This window comes from Streptomyces sp. DSM 41931, from assembly GCF_050271085.1.
Classification (GTDB): domain Bacteria; phylum Actinomycetota; class Actinomycetes; order Streptomycetales; family Streptomycetaceae; genus Streptomyces; species Streptomyces albogriseolus.
The window spans coordinates 1,916,513-1,931,522 of record NZ_CP189902.1 but is presented as its reverse complement, the minus strand read 5'-3'; the positions used below and the strand labels follow the sequence as shown (position 1 = coordinate 1,931,522).

Sequence of the window (15,010 nt, the reverse complement as noted above, 5' to 3'; positions counted from 1 at the left end):
GCCGTCCGGAAGGATCGGCAGGGCTCTCGTGACCGTACGAGTGTCAGACGCTCCGCTCCGAGGAGGCCAGCCCGACGAACCCCGCCCACGCGTCACGCGAGACCGTGAGGACGGGTCCGGCGGCGGTCTTGGAGTCGCGGATGTGCACACCTGTCGTCGCGGCCGCGACCTCCAGGCATTCGCCGCCCTCGGTACCGCTGTAGCTGCTCTTGAACCAGGCGAGGCCGGAGGCGACGGTCGAGGACTCAGCGCTCTTCATAGCGATCCCAGCAACCTTTCGATGAACTCCGTTGACTCTCGCGGACTGAGAGCCTGTGATCGGATGATCCCATAGAGCGCCGCGGCCAGAACCCCTTGTTCCGGGTCGGTCTCCAAGGAGCCGATGCCTCGTGCCTCGGCATACACGAACTTCTTGCCGTCCTTGCGCGTGACGACCGTGAACGGACCGTTCACGCCCGCGTTGTCCTCACGGTCGAGCGGCATGACCTGGATCTCGACGTTTCGCTTCTGTCCGATCAGCAGCAGATGCTCCAGCTGACCCCGCAACGCGGCCTTACCCCCGTAGGGGCGCCGTAGGAGCGACTCGTCGAGCACGAAGCTCAGGAAGGGTGCCGGTCGGCGGTCGAAGATGTCCTGTCGGGCCAATCGTGCGGCCACACGCTGTTCGGTGGTCTCTTCGTCCAGGGGAGGGCGCCTCATACCGAGCAGCCCTCTCATGTACTCCTCGGTCTGGAGCAACCCGTTGAGGACGGGCATGCTGTAGGAGACGAGTTCAACGGCCTCCTTCTCCAGTGTCGCCATCCCCTGGAAGAACACCGGGTACTGAGCCCGCTCCACCTCCTCCTTCCACACGCACAGCAGCCCGTCCGCCCCCAGCACCTCGTCCGCCCGCTCGATGGTCCGGGGCGACGGAATCCTCCGCCCCTGCTCGAACGACGCGACCGTGGCCGCCGAGTACCCGATCCGGCTCCCGAACTCCGCCCGGTCCAGCCCCTCCCGCAGCCGCAGCGTCTTCAGGGTCTGCCCGAACGCGGCGACCACGCCCTTCCCCGCCCCGTCCTCCGGCCGGCGCGCGCCGCCCCCGCCGTCGTCGCTCTCCCATCCGTCCCCGACACTCACGACCGTTCCGCCGTCCCCACCACCCGCCAGGGCGTCCGCGCCCGTACGCTTCGTCATCGACCACCGCCTTTTCGGGCCCAACGCGCCCGCCGGGGACGCCGTCACGCCGCACGCCACGTACGCGCACCGACACGTCGCGTACAGCGGCTCGCGTCGGTGCGTCACCACTGGTCACGCTACGCGACCGACGGGACCGTGGACGGCATGACGAACAACCCCGCCGGTCCCACCGGCCTCGGCCGACTCGCCACCCCCGCCGCTCGCTTGGGCACCGCGTCACCCGACCCCGTGCCGGTGTCCCGCACCTTCGCGATGCGCTTCACCTCCACCCCGCGCGGAGCCCGTCTCGCCCGGCACCTCACCGCCGTCCGCCTGGACGCCTGGGGCGTCCCGTACGGCACCGACGACCACGACGCGATCGTGCTGATCGCCGCCGAGCTGACGGCGAACGCCGTGCTGCACGGCAACGTCCCGGGCCGGGACTTCCACCTCCGTCTCGCGCTCCTCCCCACCGGAGCCCGATCCGCCGCCGTCCGCGTCGAGGTCACCGACACCCGGGGCGAGCGGGTCCCGCCCCGGCCGGGCGGCCCCCGGCCCGAGGTCCCCGCCGTCGACGAAACCGGCCGGGGCCTCCTCCTGGTCGCCGCGCTCGCCGCCCGCTGGGACTGGTGCCCACGGCCGGACGGCCCGGGCAAGACGGTCTGGGCGGAGTACGAGATCGCGGCCTCTGCCGAGGTGTGCTGCATCGCCGAGCATGCCGAAGGGGTGTGGCTCAACGAGCTGGCCGACGAAGCCGAGTCCGAAGGGCTGGAAGGGGCGGTCTCGCTCAGGGAGATGGTCGCAAGGTGCCGTGCGGGGCAGGGCTGCGGCGCACGCTCCAGATCTCCGCGTCAACCAGCGTAGTACCCTGTACTACATGGAGACGACCGCGCGTGACTTCAATCAGAACGCCTCAAAGATCCTCGCCGCGGCTGAGCGGGGCGAGCGGATCACCGTGACCAAGAACGGGCGCCCGGTCGCCGTCCTGTCGCCGGTCACGGAGGAGCCGGTACCCGATCACCCCACGGACCCGATGGGTGACGACGACATCCCCGTGTTTCACAGCGGCTCCAGGATCGACTGGTCCCAGGGCCGCGGCTCGTACCTGGAAGGCTTCGGCGCGTGACCGTGCTTGTTGCCGACACCTCGGGTCTGTTCTCCCTGTTCGACGCGGACGCCCCCGAGCATGCTGCCTGCCGGAAGGCCGTGGCGGACGCCTCCCATTTGGTGGTGAGCCCGCTGGTCCTGGCCGAGCTCGACTACCTGTTGAGTACCCGGATCGGGTCCGAGGCCGCGCAGCTGGCGCTGGGCCACATCCGGGACCAGGCCGCCGTACGCCGGTACGCGGTCCCGGAGATTGAACCGCACCTGTCGACGGCGCTCGTCACCATGCGCAGGTATCCGCAGATCGGCCTCACGGACACGATGAACGTGGTGATGGCGGCCGAGTACCGCACGGACGCGATCCTCACCCTGGACCGCCGCCACTTCCGCATGGTGCGCCCCTTGACCGGGCACACCGCGTTCCGTCTGTGGCCCGACGACCAGTGACGCCGAGAGGCATGGGTGGCTTCCCAGGGCCCGGGAGCTGGATACGACTCCCGGGCTCCGCCACGGCTTGGCTCCACGAGAGGGTGGACTCGTGACCTACCTCGCCGTGTTCGAGGGGAAGGCCGGCCAGGCCGTCCACCGGGACGATCTGACGCGAGCCCTCCGCACGCACTGGCCCGACGCGCGGATCTCCGTGACCAGCCCCGACGCCCCCGGACGCGAAGTACGGGACGTGACGTGGCTGTACGAGGAGGCGGGCGACCGCCTCGAAGGCTGCTCCCACGCCGACGGCACCTGCCTCTACCTCGAAGGCCCACTGCACCTCGCGGTGCGCTTCGCGTGCTGGTACCGACGCCTGGTCCCGGCGACGGAGGAGCTGATCCTCTGCGACGACACGTACGGCTTCGCGGTACCGGTCACGGTGGGGGCGACCCCCGAGAGCGTCGAGCGGGCGGTGACGACGGGCGAGTGACTCCCCGCGTCCCGTCAGCCGCAGGAGTGCGACAACCCCTTGCCTTGGCGCGCACTCCAACTCCTACCGTCCCCCGCATGGAGTTCACACGCACACTGGGACGCAGTGGTATCCAGGTCAGCGCGCTCGGGTTCGGGTGCTGGGCGATCGGTGGGGAGTGGCAGGACCGGGCCGGGCAGCCGCTCGGGTGGGGGAAGGTGGACGACGAGGAGTCCGTGCGGGCGATCCGACGGGCCCTGGACCTCGGTGTCACCTTCTTCGACACCGCCGACGTCTATGGCACCGGCCACAGCGAGCGAGTCCTCGGCAGGGCGCTCGGCTCGCGGCGGGACGACGTCGTCGTCGCCACCAAGTGGGGCAACCTCTTCGACCCCGACACCCGCACCCTCACCGGCACCGACGACTCCCCGGAGCACCTCCGCCGTGCCCTGACCGCCTCCCTGCGCCGGCTCGGCACCGACCACGTCGACCTCTACCAGCTGCACATCGCCGACGCCGACCCCGACCGGGCGGCCAGGCTGCGCGACGCGTGCGAGGAGCTGGTGGCGGAGGGGCTGATCCGGGCCTACGCCTGGAGCACCGACGACCCCGCCCGCGCCGCCGTCTTCGCCGAGGGTCCGCACTGCGCGGCCGTGCAGCACGCGCTCAACGTCCTCGACGACGCCCCCGAGTTGCTGCTGCTCTGTGAGAAGGCGGATCTCGCGTCCGTCAACCGCAGCCCGCTCGCCATGGGTCTGCTGACCGGCAAGCACGGGAGCGGCCGGCCGCTGGAGGCCGGGGACATCCGCAACCGTCCGCCCGCCTGGCTGCGGGGCTTCGGCGACGGCAGCGGCGCCGACCCCGAGTGGCTGGTCCGCGTCGACGCGCTGCGGGACGTCCTCACCAGCGGCGGCCGCACCCTCGCCCAGGGCGCCCTGGCCTGGCTGTGGGCGCGCAGCCCGCGCACCGTGCCCATCCCCGGCTTCCGGTCGGTCGCCCAGGCCGAGGAGAACGCCGGCGCACTCGCCAAGGGGCCGTTGAGCGAGGGCGAGATGGCGGAGGTGGAGCGCATCCTCCGGCGATAAGCCGTAAGCCATAAGCCATCAGCGGCCACAGAAATATGCGGCAGCCGTTCCACCCGCCGGTGTGCACCCGCGGTCCCGCGCGGGCCCACCCCCAGCCGGCGGCGTGGAACGGCTGCCGCCTCCCCCCTGGATGTGGCCCAACGGAAGACCGCTGCCTCAACTGTGAAGCTTTGGTGTAGAGGAGTTGAGCATAGATCTCCCACCGGCCGCAATGGGGCGGATGTACTAATTCCGATTGTGGGGATCGCGGTACGCCGCCATGTGCCGTACCGCGCAAGCCACCTGTCCGTCCGTTTCCTCGGCGTTCACGGGCCCGCAGCGTGCGGGAGGGTGCGCCATGCGGACCTCATGCGACCGTCATCCGGATGCTGTGTACGCGTCAACGCCGCGTCGTCCCCGGCCACTGCAATTCCTCCCGCACCCACCCGTCCGCCAGGGGAGGACCGATGACGCAGGACCTCACGACGCCCCACGCCCGCCCGTCCCACCACGCGCCCGAACTCCGCGCCGCCGCCCGCCACATCGGCCGCCGCCGCTTCCTGACCGCCACCGGCGCCGCCGCCGCGCTCGCCTTCGCCGTCGGCGTGCCCGGCGCGGGCGTCGCGGCCGCCGCCGAACTCGACACCGCCCAGCTCACCGACGACCCCTTCACCCTCGGCGTCGCCTCCGGCGACCCGCACCCCGACTCGGTGCTGCTGTGGACCCGCCTCGCGCCCGTCCCGTACCAGGCCGACGGCGGACTGCCCGCCCGCCGCGTCACCGTCGAGTGGGAACTCGCCCTCGACGCCCGCTTCCGCAGCGTCGTCAGACGCGGGAAGGCCACCGCCCACCCCGAGTTCCACCACACCGTGCACGTCGAGGCCGGCGGGCTCGCCCCCGGCCGCGTCTACCACTACCGCTTCCGCGCGGGCCGCTTCGTCAGCCCCGCCGGCCGCACCCGCACCGCGCCCGCCGCCCGCAGCCGCGCCGCCGAACTCACCTTCGGCGTCGTCTCCTGCCAGCGCTACGACCAGGGCTACTACACCGCCTACCGGCACCTCGCCCAGGAGGACCTCGACGTCGTCTTCCACCTCGGCGACTACCTCTACGAGTACGCCGTGAACGACGTCGCCGGCTCCCGCGCCTACCCGGCCGGCACCCTGCCCGGCCTGTTCCGCCGGGAGACCGTCACGCTGGAGGACTACCGGCTGCGGTACGCCCTCTACAAGTCCGACCCCGACCTGCGGGCCGCGCACGCCGCGCACCCCTTCGTCGTCACCTGGGACGACCACGAGACCGAGAACAACTACGCCGACGACACCCCCGAGAACAGCGTGCCGCCGGAGGAGTTCCTGCTGCGCCGGGCCGCCGCCTACCGCGCCTACTGGGAGAACATGCCGCTGCGCCGGCCCCAGCTCCCCGAGGGCCCCGACCTCAAGCTGTACCGCCGGCTGCACTGGGGCCGGCTCGCCCAGTTCGACGTGCTCGACACCCGGCAGTACCGCTCCAACCAGGCCTACGGCGACGGCTGGCAGTACCCGGGACCCGAGTCCGAGGACCCCTCGCGCACCCTCACCGGCGCCGCCCAGGAGCGCTGGCTGATCGACGGCTGGCGCCGCTCCGACGCGGTGTGGAACGTCGTGCCGCAGCAGGTCACCTTCTCCCAGCGGCTGGACAGGCCCACCCCGCCCGCCAAGGTCTCCATGGACTCCTGGGACGGCTACCCGGCCTCCCGCGAGCGCGTCCTGGCCGGCGCGCAGGCCGCCGGCGTCGAGAACCTGATGGTCCTCACCGGCGACGTGCACGTCCACTACGGCTTCGACATCAAGCGGGACTTCTCCGACCCCGGCTCGAAGACTGTGGGCACCGAGATCGTCACCACGTCCGTCACCAGTGGCGGCAACGGGTCGGAGAAGCCCGCCAACTACGACAACCTGACCGCCGCCAACCCGCACCTGCGGTTCTACGACGGCCGGCGCGGCTACACGACCGTCACCCTCGGCCGGGAGCGGGCGCGCGCCGACTTCAAGACGGTCTCCCACGTCACCACGCAGGGCGCGCCGCTCACCACCGCCGCCTCCTTCGTCACCGAGGCGGGGGACCCGGGGCTCAAGCCGGTGTGAGTACCGCGCCGTCCGCGTCCTCGCCCGGGTAGCGGACGCCGACGCGGTCCCGGATCGCGTCGAGCGTCCGCATCACGCCGAGGGTGCCGTCCAGCGGGACCACCGGCGACTCCGTCTCCCCGGCCCGCAGCGCCCGCATCACCTCCGCCGCCTCGTGCTTGAGGCTGGCGCGCGGGCCGTCGGCCGGGTCGGCGGCGAACTCCTCGGCGTCCCGCCCGTCCCGGTGCAGCACGAACCGCTCCGGGAAGAAGAAGCCGTCCGGGATGTCGATGCGGCCCTCCGACCCGGTGACCGACGCGGAGGTGGCCGTACCGCCCACGATGGAGCAGTGCACCGAGGCGAGGGCGCCGTTCTCCCAGGAGAGCAGCGCCCCCGTCTGCAGGTCGACGCCCTCCTCGGAGAGCGTCGCACGCGCCACGACGTCCGACGGCTCGCCGAGGAGCAGCTGGGCGAACGACACCGGGTACACCCCGAGGTCCAGCAGCGCGCCGCCGCCGAGCGCGGGGTCGCGCAGCCGGTGCGTGGCCGGGAACGGGCCCGCGAGCCCGAAGTCCGCCTGGACGTGCCGCACTTCGCCGATCGCGCCGTCGGCGACCAGCGCCTTGAGGCGGCGCACCATGGGGTGGCAGTACATCCACATGGCCTCCATCAGGAAGCGCCCGCCGTCCCGCGCCAGCGCGACCAGCTCGGCCGCCTCGCGCACGTTGAGCGTGAACGGCTTCTCGCACAGCACGTGCTGTCCGGCCTCCAGCATCATCCCGGCCGCGGCACGGTGCGCCGCGTGCGGTGTGGCGACGTACACGACGTCGAGGCCGTCGTCCGCCGCGAGCGCGTCCCAGTCGCCGTAGGCGCGCGGTATGCCGAACCGGTCGGCGAAGGTCTTCGCCGACTCCACCGAGCGGGACGCCACCGCGACGACCTCGGCGTCGGGCATGTCCACCAGGTCCGCCGTGAACGTCGCGGCCATGCCGCCGGTCGCCAGGATCCCCCAGCGCACCTTCTGCTCTGTCATCCGTCCCACCCTGATCGTGTCGTTCGCCGTATCGTCGGCGATAGCCGATGGAAGCGCTCCCATGACATCGCCGTCGACGCCGAGCACTCCGTACGAGCTGAGAGCATAGGGAGCCGATGGCATGAAAAGGGAGGGGTCACATGCCCGAGGGTGGGGCGTCCATACCCAAATCGACTGAAAGCGGGGCATCGGGGGGCTCGGTGGCGGAGGCTGCCGCCCACGGCGCGCCGGCGGCCACGCCGGAACAGCGCGACGCGGTCGCGGTGCCGCGTACCGGCCTGCTGGTCACCTTCATCCTCGGCGGCCTGACCGCCGTGACACCGCTGGCGATGGACATGTACCTCCCGGCCCTGCCGGAGGTCACCCGGTCGCTGAACGCACCCGCCGCGACCGTCCAGCTCACCCTCACCGCGTGCCTGGCCGGCATGGCGCTCGGGCAGCTCGTGGTCGGTCCGATGAGTGACCGCTGGGGCCGCCGCCGGCCCCTGCTCGTCGGTCTCGCGATCTACGTCGTGGCCACCGCGCTGTGCGCGTTCGCGCCGACCGTCGAACTCCTCGTCGCCTGCCGGCTGGCGCAGGGCCTCGCGGGCGCGGCCGGCATCGTCATCGCGCGGGCGGTCGCCCGTGACCTGTACGACGGCGTGGCCCTGGCCCGCTTCTTCTCGACCCTCATGCTGATCTCCGGCATGGCGCCGATCCTGGCTCCGCTGATCGGCGGTCAGGTGCTGCGGTTCACGGACTGGCGGGGCGTGTTCGTCGTCCTCACCGTCCTCGGCGTGCTGCTGACGGCGCTCGTGTGGACGAAGCTGCCCGAGACGCTGGCCCCGGCCGACCGGCACGGTGGGAACGTCGGCGACGCCCTCGCTCCGATGCGCCGGCTCCTCGCCGACCGGGTCTTCACCGGCTACATGCTCGCCGGCGGCTTCGCCTTCGCCGCCCTCTTCTCGTACGTCGCGGCCTCCCCGTTCGTCATGCAGGAGATCTACGGCGCCTCCCCGCAGACCTTCAGTCTGCTGTTCGGGCTCAACTCGATCGGCCTGATGATCATGGGCCAGGTCAACGGGAAGATCCTGGTCGGCCGGGTCCGGCTGGACAAGGCGCTCGGCGCCGGACTCGCCGTCGTGGTCGCCGCCGCCACCGCGTTGCTGCTGATGTCGCTGGGCGTCTTCGGCGAGACGGGCCTGGTGCCGGTCGCCGCGGCGCTCTTCGTGCTGATGTCGTCCATGGGCATCGTCATGCCCAACACCCAGACGCTCCCGCTGATGCGGGCCCGGCACGCGGCCGGCTCCGCGTCCGCCCTGCTCGGCACGACGTCCTTCCTCATCGGCGCGATCGCCTCCCCGCTGGTCGGCATCGCCGGCGAGGACACCGCCGTCCCGATGGCCGTCGTCCAGCTGGCCTCCGCCCTGGTGGCGACGGCCTGCTTCCTGGGAATGTGCCGCCCGTGGAAGAACGGGACGAGCACGAAGGGCGGGGGCGTCTGAGCACCCCGCGACTGCGCCGGGGCACCCCGGAACGCGCCGGGCTCGACGCCGGGGAGCTGCGGCGTCTGGCCCAGGAGGTCCGCGCCCGCACCGAGGGGCCACGGCCCTGGGCGGCGGGCGCGGTGGTGGTCGTCGGACGCGGTCCGGTCATCGCCGTCGAGGAGGCGGCGGGCTGGGCGGTGCGCTACGCCGGCTACGACGAGCACGCGGACGCGCCCGTCGAACTGCCGCCGGAGCAGCGGGTGCCGATGACCGTGGACACCCCCTTCGACCTGGCCTCCGTCACCAAGCTGTTCACCTCGGTGGCCGCCGTGCAGCGGATCGAGCGGGGCACGCTGGGCCTCGACGCGCGCGTCGGCACGTATCTGCCGGACTTCACGGCCGCCGTACGGCACGGCATCACCGTGCGCCAGCTGCTCACCCACACCTCCGGGCTGCGCCCCGAACTGCCCCTGTACGACTGCGCCGACGACGCGGAACGCCTGGCGCTGCTGCGCGCGGAACGGCCGGTCGCCGCGCCCGGCACGTACTGCTACTCCGACCTCAACATGCTGCTGCTCCAGCACGTCCTGGAGCGGCTCACCGGCCGCACCCTCGACGTCCTGGTGCGCGACGGCATCACCCGGCCCCTCGGCATGGACGCGACCGGGTTCGGGCCGTGCCCGACGGCCGCGGCGACCGAGGACCAGCGGCGGCCCTGGGCCAAGGCGGACCGGGGGATGCTGCGGGGCGAGGTGCACGACGAGAACGCCTGGGCGCTGGGCGGGGTCGCCGGCCACGCCGGGCTCTTCTCCACGGCGGGCGACCTGGCGGTCTTCTGCCGCACCCTGCTGGCGGGCGGGTCGTACGGACCCGCGCGGATCCTCGGCCCCGACCACGTGGACCTGATGCTCCGGGCCCCAGGCCTCGGCTTCGCCGTGGACCGGCCCTGGTTCATGGGCGCCCTCGCGGGACGCGGTGCGGCGGGGCACTCCGGCTTCACGGGTACGTCCCTGGTCCTGGACCGCGCCACGGACACCTTCGTGGTCCTCCTCGCCAACACGGTCCACCCCCGCCGCCCCACCCCACCCGACAGCACCCCGCGCGCGGAGGCGGCGACCCGGGTGGCGCGGGCGGTACGGGGGAGATGAGGGGGCTCGCCTCTGCGGGCGGCCCCCGGTAAGGGCGGCGTACCGGCGCTTCCGCGGGGTCGTGCGCGCCCCCCGGGGTCCGGGGAGTCCAGGCGCCGCGCGCCCTGCCCAGGTGCCGGAGCGCTTTCGTGGCGGGCACTGTACGGGCCGAGGGCGGGAGGCGTCCCGGGGCCTCGGAGGGTCGGCCGCGGCGGAGCCGCAGGGCCCCGCCTGCGGGCCGCACGCGGAACAGAGGCCCCCGGAGGGGGCAATAGAATCGCCGGGTGAACGCCCCCGCCCCCCTCCACACCGCCGACTCCCTGCGCGCCGCCCTCGCCGGGCTGCTGGACGGGATCCCGGCGCGGCAGGCCGCGCAGGCCGTCGAGCGGCTGATCGGCCACTACCGGGGCGCCACCCCCACCGACACCCCCATCCTGCGCGACCGCGCCGACGTGGCCGCGTACGCCGCGTACCGGATGCCCGCCACGTTCGAGGCGGTGCACGCGGCGCTGCGGGCCTTCGCCGACGCCGTGCCCGGGTGGACGCCCGGGAGCCATGCCGACGTCGGCGGCGGCACCGGCGCGGCGGCGTGGGCGGTGAGCGCGACCTGGGACGGGGAGCGTCCGGTGACCGTGCTGGACTGGGCCGCGCCCGCGCTCGACCTCGGCCGTGAGCTGGCCGCCGGTCACCCCGCCCTGCGCGGCGCCCGCTGGGAGCGCGCCCGGATCGGATCCGCGCTCAGCCTGGCGCCGGCGGACCTCGTCACCGTCTCCTACGTGCTCAACGAACTCACCGCCCCCGACCGCGCCGCCCTCGTCGACGCCGCCGCCGACGCCGCGCAGGCCGTGGTGATCGTGGAGCCCGGCACCCCCGACGGCTACGCCCGCGTGATCGAGGCCCGCGACCGTCTGATCGCCGCCGGCTTCCACGTGGCCGCGCCCTGCCCGCACAGCGCGGCCTGCCCGATCGTGCCCGGCACGGACTGGTGCCACTTCTCGGCGCGGGTCAGCCGCTCCTCGCTGCACCGCCAGATCAAGGGCGGCACCCTCGCCTACGAGGACGAGAAGTTCAGCTACGTCGCCGCGACCCGCCGGCCGGTCACCCCGGCCCCCGCCCGCGTCGTCCGCAAGCCGCAGATCCGCAAGGGCCAGGTCCTCCTCGACCTCTGCGAGACGGACCCGGCCCTGAACCGCACCACGATCACCAAACGCCACGGCGCCCTCTACCGCGCCGCCCGCGACACGGACTGGGGCGACCCGTGGCCGCCGGAGCCCGGGCAGGAGTGAGCGCGACGGCAGCGCTCCGCCCCGCGTCGCCCTCCTGGCGCGCGTCGCGCTGAGGGCCTCGCCGGGCAGGGCACTGCGGCCCGGATGCGGTCGGCCGCGCCGCCGCGGTGAAGGCGCGCGTCCGGCGAGACGTCGCGTCTTGTCAACCTGATAAATTCGAGCCATGGCCCAGAACCAGTCGCCCGCCCCCGACACCTCGCGCCGCAGCGAGCGGTCCCGTCGTGCCATCTACGACGCCGCCCTCGCCCTCGTCGCCGAGGTGGGGTACCCGAAGACCACCATCGAGGGGATCGCCTCCCGCGCCGGCGTCGGCAAGCAGACGATCTACCGCTGGTGGTCGTCGAAGGCGGACGTACTGCTCGAGGCGTTCCTGGATCTGAGCAACCAGGCCGCCGAGGCCGCCGGACAGGCGCCGTACAGCATCCCGGACACCGGGGACCTCGCCGCCGACCTCAAGAACGTCCTGCGCGCCACCGTCGACGAGCTACGCGACCCCGCCTTCGAGGCGCCCTCCCGTGCCCTGGCCGCCGAGGGCGTCGTCAACGAGGAGCTCGGCCGCCGCTTCGTCGCCCAGCTCCTCGAACCCCAGCTCCAGCTCTACGTCGACCGGCTGCGCGCCGCGCAGGAGGCCGGGGAGGTCCGCCCCGACATCGATCCGCGCATCGCCCTGGAGCTGTTCGTCTCCCCGCTCGCCCAGCGCTGGCTGCAGTACACCGGCCCGATCACCCACGCGTACACCGACACCCTCGTCGACTACGCCCTGCACGGCCTGGCCCCCCGCTGAGACCGGTCCTCAGCGCCCCGTCACCGAGCTGACCGGCCCCGGCACCCGCGTCCGGTGCCGTGCCAGCCGCCCCGGCGCGTCGGTGAGGACGCCGTCGCAGCCGAGCGCCAGGGCGCGGTCGCGCTGGGCCGGGGTGACGACGGTGTGCGCCCACACGCGCGGGATGCCCGACCGCACCGCCCGTGCCAGGTCCGCGTCACGCGCGTGGATGTCGACGTCCAGCAGGTCGACGAAGGAACGCCACCGCTCCGGCCGGTCGGTGCGCATCTGCCCGGCCGAGCGCCACAGCTGGGTCAGCAGCCCCAGCCGGTGCACCCGGTCCGCCACCCGCGGGTCGTTGGTGTTGACGAACACCGACCGGGTCAGCCCCCGCTCCCGGATCATCCCGGCCACCCGCTCAAGACCGGCCGGGTCCTTCAGCTCCAGCATCAGCAGGATCCGCCCGCCCAGCCGGTCCAGCACCTCCTCGACCGTCGGCGGCCGCTCCGACCGCCAGCTCCCCGGCAGCCGGTCGCGCGGACGCAGCCGCACCCCCTTCCACTCCTCCGCGTCCAGCTTCCGCACCTCCCCGCCCAGGAAGGTCGTACGGTTCAGGGTCGCGTCGTGGAAGACCACCGGCGTGCCGTCCCGCAGCACCCGGGTGTCCAGGTCCAGCACCTGCGCCGTACCGCGCCGGTACGCCGTCATCAGCCCCGACATGCTGTTCTCCGGCACCTCGCGCGCCCCGCCGCGGTGCGCCACGTACGTCACCCGGGGCAGCGAGTCCACCGTCAGCGGGCCGTCGCCCCACTCCGGCGGGAGGGGGCCGCCGTTCCCGGTGAGCGTCAGCGCGGCCAGGGACACCACGGAGACCAGGGCGGCCGGCGCGGACGACGCGATCCACATGACCATGGCGCCCACGGTAGGCGGGCCCACCCGGGCGGACCGTGCACCGACACCCGGCCCGCCGCGCCCCGCGGATGTCCCCTTCGCCCCACCGGTCAGCTTGCGCCCTGTCGCATCACCCTCGTCCCACCTGCGGTGATTACGGGCTTCGGGCCCCCGATGCGCACGATCGTGGGACCATAGGGCATGCTGGAGCGCACGACGGCGAGGCGAGGGGATAGATGAGCGCGGAGTTCGGCGGCCGGAGCGGCCGGCAGGGCAAACTCTCCCAGTGGCTGCGAGGACGCCGCCCGAAGCAGGCCGCTGGCGACGGCGGCCGTGAGACCCTGCTGCTCGCCGCCGCCGAAGCGTGACTGCCGCTCGCGCCCGCCGCGCACCCCGCCGGCTACCGCTGTTCCTGCGACCGCGTGGGCTGTCCCACCCCCGCCCGGCACCCGGTGTCCTTCGCCTGGCAGACCCAGTCGACCACCGACCGCGGCCAGATCGAGCGCTGGGCCCGCCACCAGCCGCAGGCCAACTTCATCACCGCGACCGGCATGACGCACGACGTCCTCGACGTCCCCCTCGACGCGGGCCGCGAAGCCCTGGACCGTCTGCTGGAGGCCGGGGTCGAGGTCGGCCCGGTCGCCGAGAGCGACGACGGCCGCATGCTGTTCTTCACCCTCACCCGGGGCACCCCCGAGGACGAGGACGAGTGGTGGCCCTGCGAGCTGGACTGCCATCCGGAGACCATGGACGAGCATCCCGGACTGCGCTGGCACTGCCGGGGCTCCTACGTCCTCGTCCCGCCGGCCCGCCTCCCCGGCGACGACGACCCGTCGGTCCGCTGGGTACGCGGCCCCGAGCATCCGCTGCCCGACCCGCTGAGCCTGCTGGAGTACCTCACGGACGCCTGCGCCCGGTACGCGGGCGACCAGCCCGACCCCACCGGGGCCGCCTGGCCCCTCCACCACTGAACGCCGCGGACCCTCACGCCGGTCACCGCGCGCCGTCCGCCCGCCGCTACTCGCCCTTCGCGGACGTCAGCCCCTGGATCCGCCCCAGCACCTCCACCGGACCGTCCGCCGGGTCCAGCGCCACCTCGTTCGAGACGAACTCCAACGTCAGCGACTGACGTATCTCCCCGCTGGTCAGCGCCAGCACGTCCTCGTTCGGCGTCGGCACCGTCGCACCGGCCGCCGCCGTCTGCTTCTCGAAGTGCCGCGTCGTGAAGAACACCAGCGCCCCGCCGTCCGCCGTGCGCAGCGCCAGCGGCGCGTAGTCGCCGTTCACCAGCGGCTCGTCGATGTACTGCGTGGCCAGACCCGGCCGCACCGACTTCTGCTTCCGGGTGTCCCGCCACACGCTGGTGTGCGGACCGTCCGCGAAACCGTCCCCGCCGTCCTTCAGATAGGTGGCGTACTTCTGGCTCAACTCGCCCGGCGCGACCGCGACATCGGTGGAGTTCGCGGGGACGGCCTCGGCCCAGCCGTCCCGGTCCGTCTTGAACTCCGGTATGTCGTCCGGGGAGACCAGCGTCAGATACGCCACCTCCCACGGGTCGTCCAGCGCGTCGCGGGTGAACACCAGCAGCCAGCGGACGTCACCGCCCTTGTTGGCGGCCGCGTCGGCGAGGAACCAGCGCGGCCAGCCCGCCTTGGCGGGGATGGTGAACTTCGCGTCGGACAGCTCCAGCGGCGCGTGACCCGGGTTGCCGTCCGGGTTGTTGACCTTGCCCGCCTTCAGCCGGGCCCCGTCGATGTCGGCGAGCGCGCCGGTGGTGCGGTCGGCGTCCAGGGAGGGGTCGTACGCCTTGTCGGCCGCGTTGTACGCGGCCGTGAACTCCTTGAGCGCCTCGGCCGCTTCGGCGCGGGTGGTCGCCGGGAGCACCTCACGCTCGCCGTGCACCACCACGCAGCCGCTCGCCGTCAGCGACAGCGCGGTCACGGAGGCCGCGATCAGCGCGGTACGGCGAGGCCCGCGGGGCCCGCGGAGTCCGTGGAGCCTACGAAGACCGAGATCCCTGCTCATCCGGTTGCTTCACCTTCCCCTTCCCGGAGGCGAACCCTACCGGGACGCCTCCGGGACCGGACGCGGGGACCGGCCACAGCGGCCACACCGTGA

Annotated in this window: 15 protein-coding genes and 1 pseudogene; 11 read left to right on the top strand and 5 right to left on the bottom strand. The window is 73.3% G+C overall.

Annotated features, from left to right (window positions below):
- Positions 1–43: 43 nt before the first annotated feature.
- Positions 44–259, bottom strand: coding sequence for a DUF397 domain-containing protein (locus ACP7TJ_RS09095; RefSeq protein ID WP_167742918.1), 216 nt, complete (start codon positions 257–259; stop codon positions 44–46).
- Entirely contained in the window at positions 256–1,176 is a 921-nt protein-coding gene (locus tag ACP7TJ_RS09090) for a helix-turn-helix domain-containing protein (RefSeq protein ID WP_266551458.1), read from the bottom strand. The genes ACP7TJ_RS09095 and ACP7TJ_RS09090 overlap by 4 nt, the downstream gene beginning before the upstream one ends.
- A 147-nt stretch (positions 1,177–1,323) precedes the next feature.
- Here ACP7TJ_RS09090 and ACP7TJ_RS09085 point away from each other — a divergent pair, with 147 nt between their 5' ends.
- The 6 genes from ACP7TJ_RS09085 to ACP7TJ_RS09060 all read left to right on the top strand — a co-directional run bounded on the left by ACP7TJ_RS09085 (position 1,324) and on the right by ACP7TJ_RS09060 (position 6,347).
- Complete coding sequence (locus ACP7TJ_RS09085; RefSeq protein ID WP_427762733.1) at positions 1,324–2,022, top strand: ATP-binding protein; 699 nt, start codon at positions 1,324–1,326, stop codon at positions 2,020–2,022.
- 13 nt (positions 2,023–2,035) lie between these two features.
- The gene (locus ACP7TJ_RS09080; protein ID WP_189910230.1) at positions 2,036–2,284 is read left to right on the top strand and encodes a type II toxin-antitoxin system Phd/YefM family antitoxin; all 249 of its coding nucleotides are present in this window, start codon (positions 2,036–2,038) and stop codon (positions 2,282–2,284) included.
- Positions 2,281–2,709 carry a PIN domain-containing protein gene (locus ACP7TJ_RS09075; protein ID WP_189910231.1) on the top strand — a complete coding sequence of 143 codons (429 nt, stop codon included), beginning with the start codon at positions 2,281–2,283 and terminating at the stop codon, positions 2,707–2,709. Before ACP7TJ_RS09080 ends, ACP7TJ_RS09075 begins: the two co-directional genes overlap by 4 nt.
- Before the next feature lie 91 nt (positions 2,710–2,800).
- Positions 2,801–3,181, top strand: coding sequence for a hypothetical protein (locus ACP7TJ_RS09070; protein WP_427762730.1), 381 nt, complete (start codon positions 2,801–2,803; stop codon positions 3,179–3,181).
- 77 nt (positions 3,182–3,258) lie between these two features.
- Positions 3,259–4,245, top strand: a complete 987-nt coding sequence (locus tag ACP7TJ_RS09065; protein WP_266396539.1) for an aldo/keto reductase — start codon at positions 3,259–3,261, stop codon at positions 4,243–4,245.
- Between the two features lie 446 nt (positions 4,246–4,691).
- On the top strand, positions 4,692–6,347 hold the full coding sequence (locus tag ACP7TJ_RS09060; RefSeq protein WP_427762728.1) for an alkaline phosphatase D family protein: 1,656 nt from the start codon (positions 4,692–4,694) through the stop codon (positions 6,345–6,347).
- Here ACP7TJ_RS09060 and ACP7TJ_RS09055 read toward each other — a convergent pair.
- The gene (locus ACP7TJ_RS09055; protein ID WP_093767851.1) at positions 6,334–7,359 is read right to left on the bottom strand and encodes a Gfo/Idh/MocA family protein; all 1,026 of its coding nucleotides are present in this window, start codon (positions 7,357–7,359) and stop codon (positions 6,334–6,336) included. The two genes, ACP7TJ_RS09060 and ACP7TJ_RS09055, sit on opposite strands and share 14 nt — an antisense overlap.
- Before the next feature lie 140 nt (positions 7,360–7,499).
- On the opposite strand from ACP7TJ_RS09055, the gene ACP7TJ_RS09050 reads away from it, so the two are divergent.
- From ACP7TJ_RS09050 to ACP7TJ_RS09035, 4 genes are all read left to right on the top strand, one after another.
- On the top strand, positions 7,500–8,843 hold the full coding sequence (locus ACP7TJ_RS09050) for a multidrug effflux MFS transporter (RefSeq protein WP_425821374.1): 1,344 nt from the start codon (positions 7,500–7,502) through the stop codon (positions 8,841–8,843).
- A complete protein-coding gene (locus ACP7TJ_RS09045) occupies positions 8,804–9,973 on the top strand; it encodes a serine hydrolase domain-containing protein (RefSeq protein ID WP_093767853.1) in 1,170 nt (389 codons plus the stop codon). Before ACP7TJ_RS09050 ends, ACP7TJ_RS09045 begins: the two co-directional genes overlap by 40 nt.
- A gap of 263 nt (positions 9,974–10,236) precedes the next feature.
- Entirely contained in the window at positions 10,237–11,238 is a 1,002-nt protein-coding gene (locus ACP7TJ_RS09040) for a small ribosomal subunit Rsm22 family protein (protein WP_189910236.1), read from the top strand.
- A gap of 163 nt (positions 11,239–11,401) precedes the next feature.
- The gene (locus tag ACP7TJ_RS09035; protein WP_167742908.1) at positions 11,402–12,022 is read left to right on the top strand and encodes a TetR/AcrR family transcriptional regulator; all 621 of its coding nucleotides are present in this window, start codon (positions 11,402–11,404) and stop codon (positions 12,020–12,022) included.
- 9 nt (positions 12,023–12,031) lie between these two features.
- On the opposite strand, the gene ACP7TJ_RS09030 is transcribed toward ACP7TJ_RS09035, so the two are convergent.
- Positions 12,032–12,913 carry a glycerophosphodiester phosphodiesterase gene (locus ACP7TJ_RS09030; protein WP_427762727.1) on the bottom strand — a complete coding sequence of 294 codons (882 nt, stop codon included), beginning with the start codon at positions 12,911–12,913 and terminating at the stop codon, positions 12,032–12,034.
- 215 nt (positions 12,914–13,128) lie between these two features.
- Here ACP7TJ_RS09030 and ACP7TJ_RS09025 point away from each other — a divergent pair.
- A pseudogene (locus ACP7TJ_RS09025) lies at positions 13,129–13,863 on the top strand (bifunctional DNA primase/polymerase).
- Between the two features lie 46 nt (positions 13,864–13,909).
- On the opposite strand, the gene ACP7TJ_RS09020 reads toward ACP7TJ_RS09025, so the two are convergent.
- The gene (locus ACP7TJ_RS09020; RefSeq protein WP_427762726.1) at positions 13,910–14,917 is read right to left on the bottom strand and encodes a hypothetical protein; all 1,008 of its coding nucleotides are present in this window, start codon (positions 14,915–14,917) and stop codon (positions 13,910–13,912) included.
- Between the last annotated feature and the right edge of the window lie 93 nt (positions 14,918–15,010).

Coding starts and splice junctions, on each gene's coding strand:
- ACP7TJ_RS09085 (WP_427762733.1), top strand. CDS start 1,324: ATGACGAACAACCCCGCCGGTCCCACCGGCCTCGGCCGACTCGCCACC.
- ACP7TJ_RS09035 (WP_167742908.1), top strand. CDS start 11,402: ATGGCCCAGAACCAGTCGCCCGCCCCCGACACCTCGCGCCGCAGCGAG.
- ACP7TJ_RS09030 (WP_427762727.1), bottom strand. CDS start 12,913: ATGGTCATGTGGATCGCGTCGTCCGCGCCGGCCGCCCTGGTCTCCGTG.
- ACP7TJ_RS09050 (WP_425821374.1), top strand. CDS start 7,500: ATGCCCGAGGGTGGGGCGTCCATACCCAAATCGACTGAAAGCGGGGCA.
- ACP7TJ_RS09090 (WP_266551458.1), bottom strand. CDS start 1,176: ATGACGAAGCGTACGGGCGCGGACGCCCTGGCGGGTGGTGGGGACGGC.
- ACP7TJ_RS09055 (WP_093767851.1), bottom strand. CDS start 7,359: ATGACAGAGCAGAAGGTGCGCTGGGGGATCCTGGCGACCGGCGGCATG.
- ACP7TJ_RS09020 (WP_427762726.1), bottom strand. CDS start 14,917: ATGAGCAGGGATCTCGGTCTTCGTAGGCTCCACGGACTCCGCGGGCCC.
- ACP7TJ_RS09095 (WP_167742918.1), bottom strand. CDS start 259: ATGAAGAGCGCTGAGTCCTCGACCGTCGCCTCCGGCCTCGCCTGGTTC.
- ACP7TJ_RS09065 (WP_266396539.1), top strand. CDS start 3,259: ATGGAGTTCACACGCACACTGGGACGCAGTGGTATCCAGGTCAGCGCG.
- ACP7TJ_RS09080 (WP_189910230.1), top strand. CDS start 2,036: ATGGAGACGACCGCGCGTGACTTCAATCAGAACGCCTCAAAGATCCTC.
- ACP7TJ_RS09060 (WP_427762728.1), top strand. CDS start 4,692: ATGACGCAGGACCTCACGACGCCCCACGCCCGCCCGTCCCACCACGCG.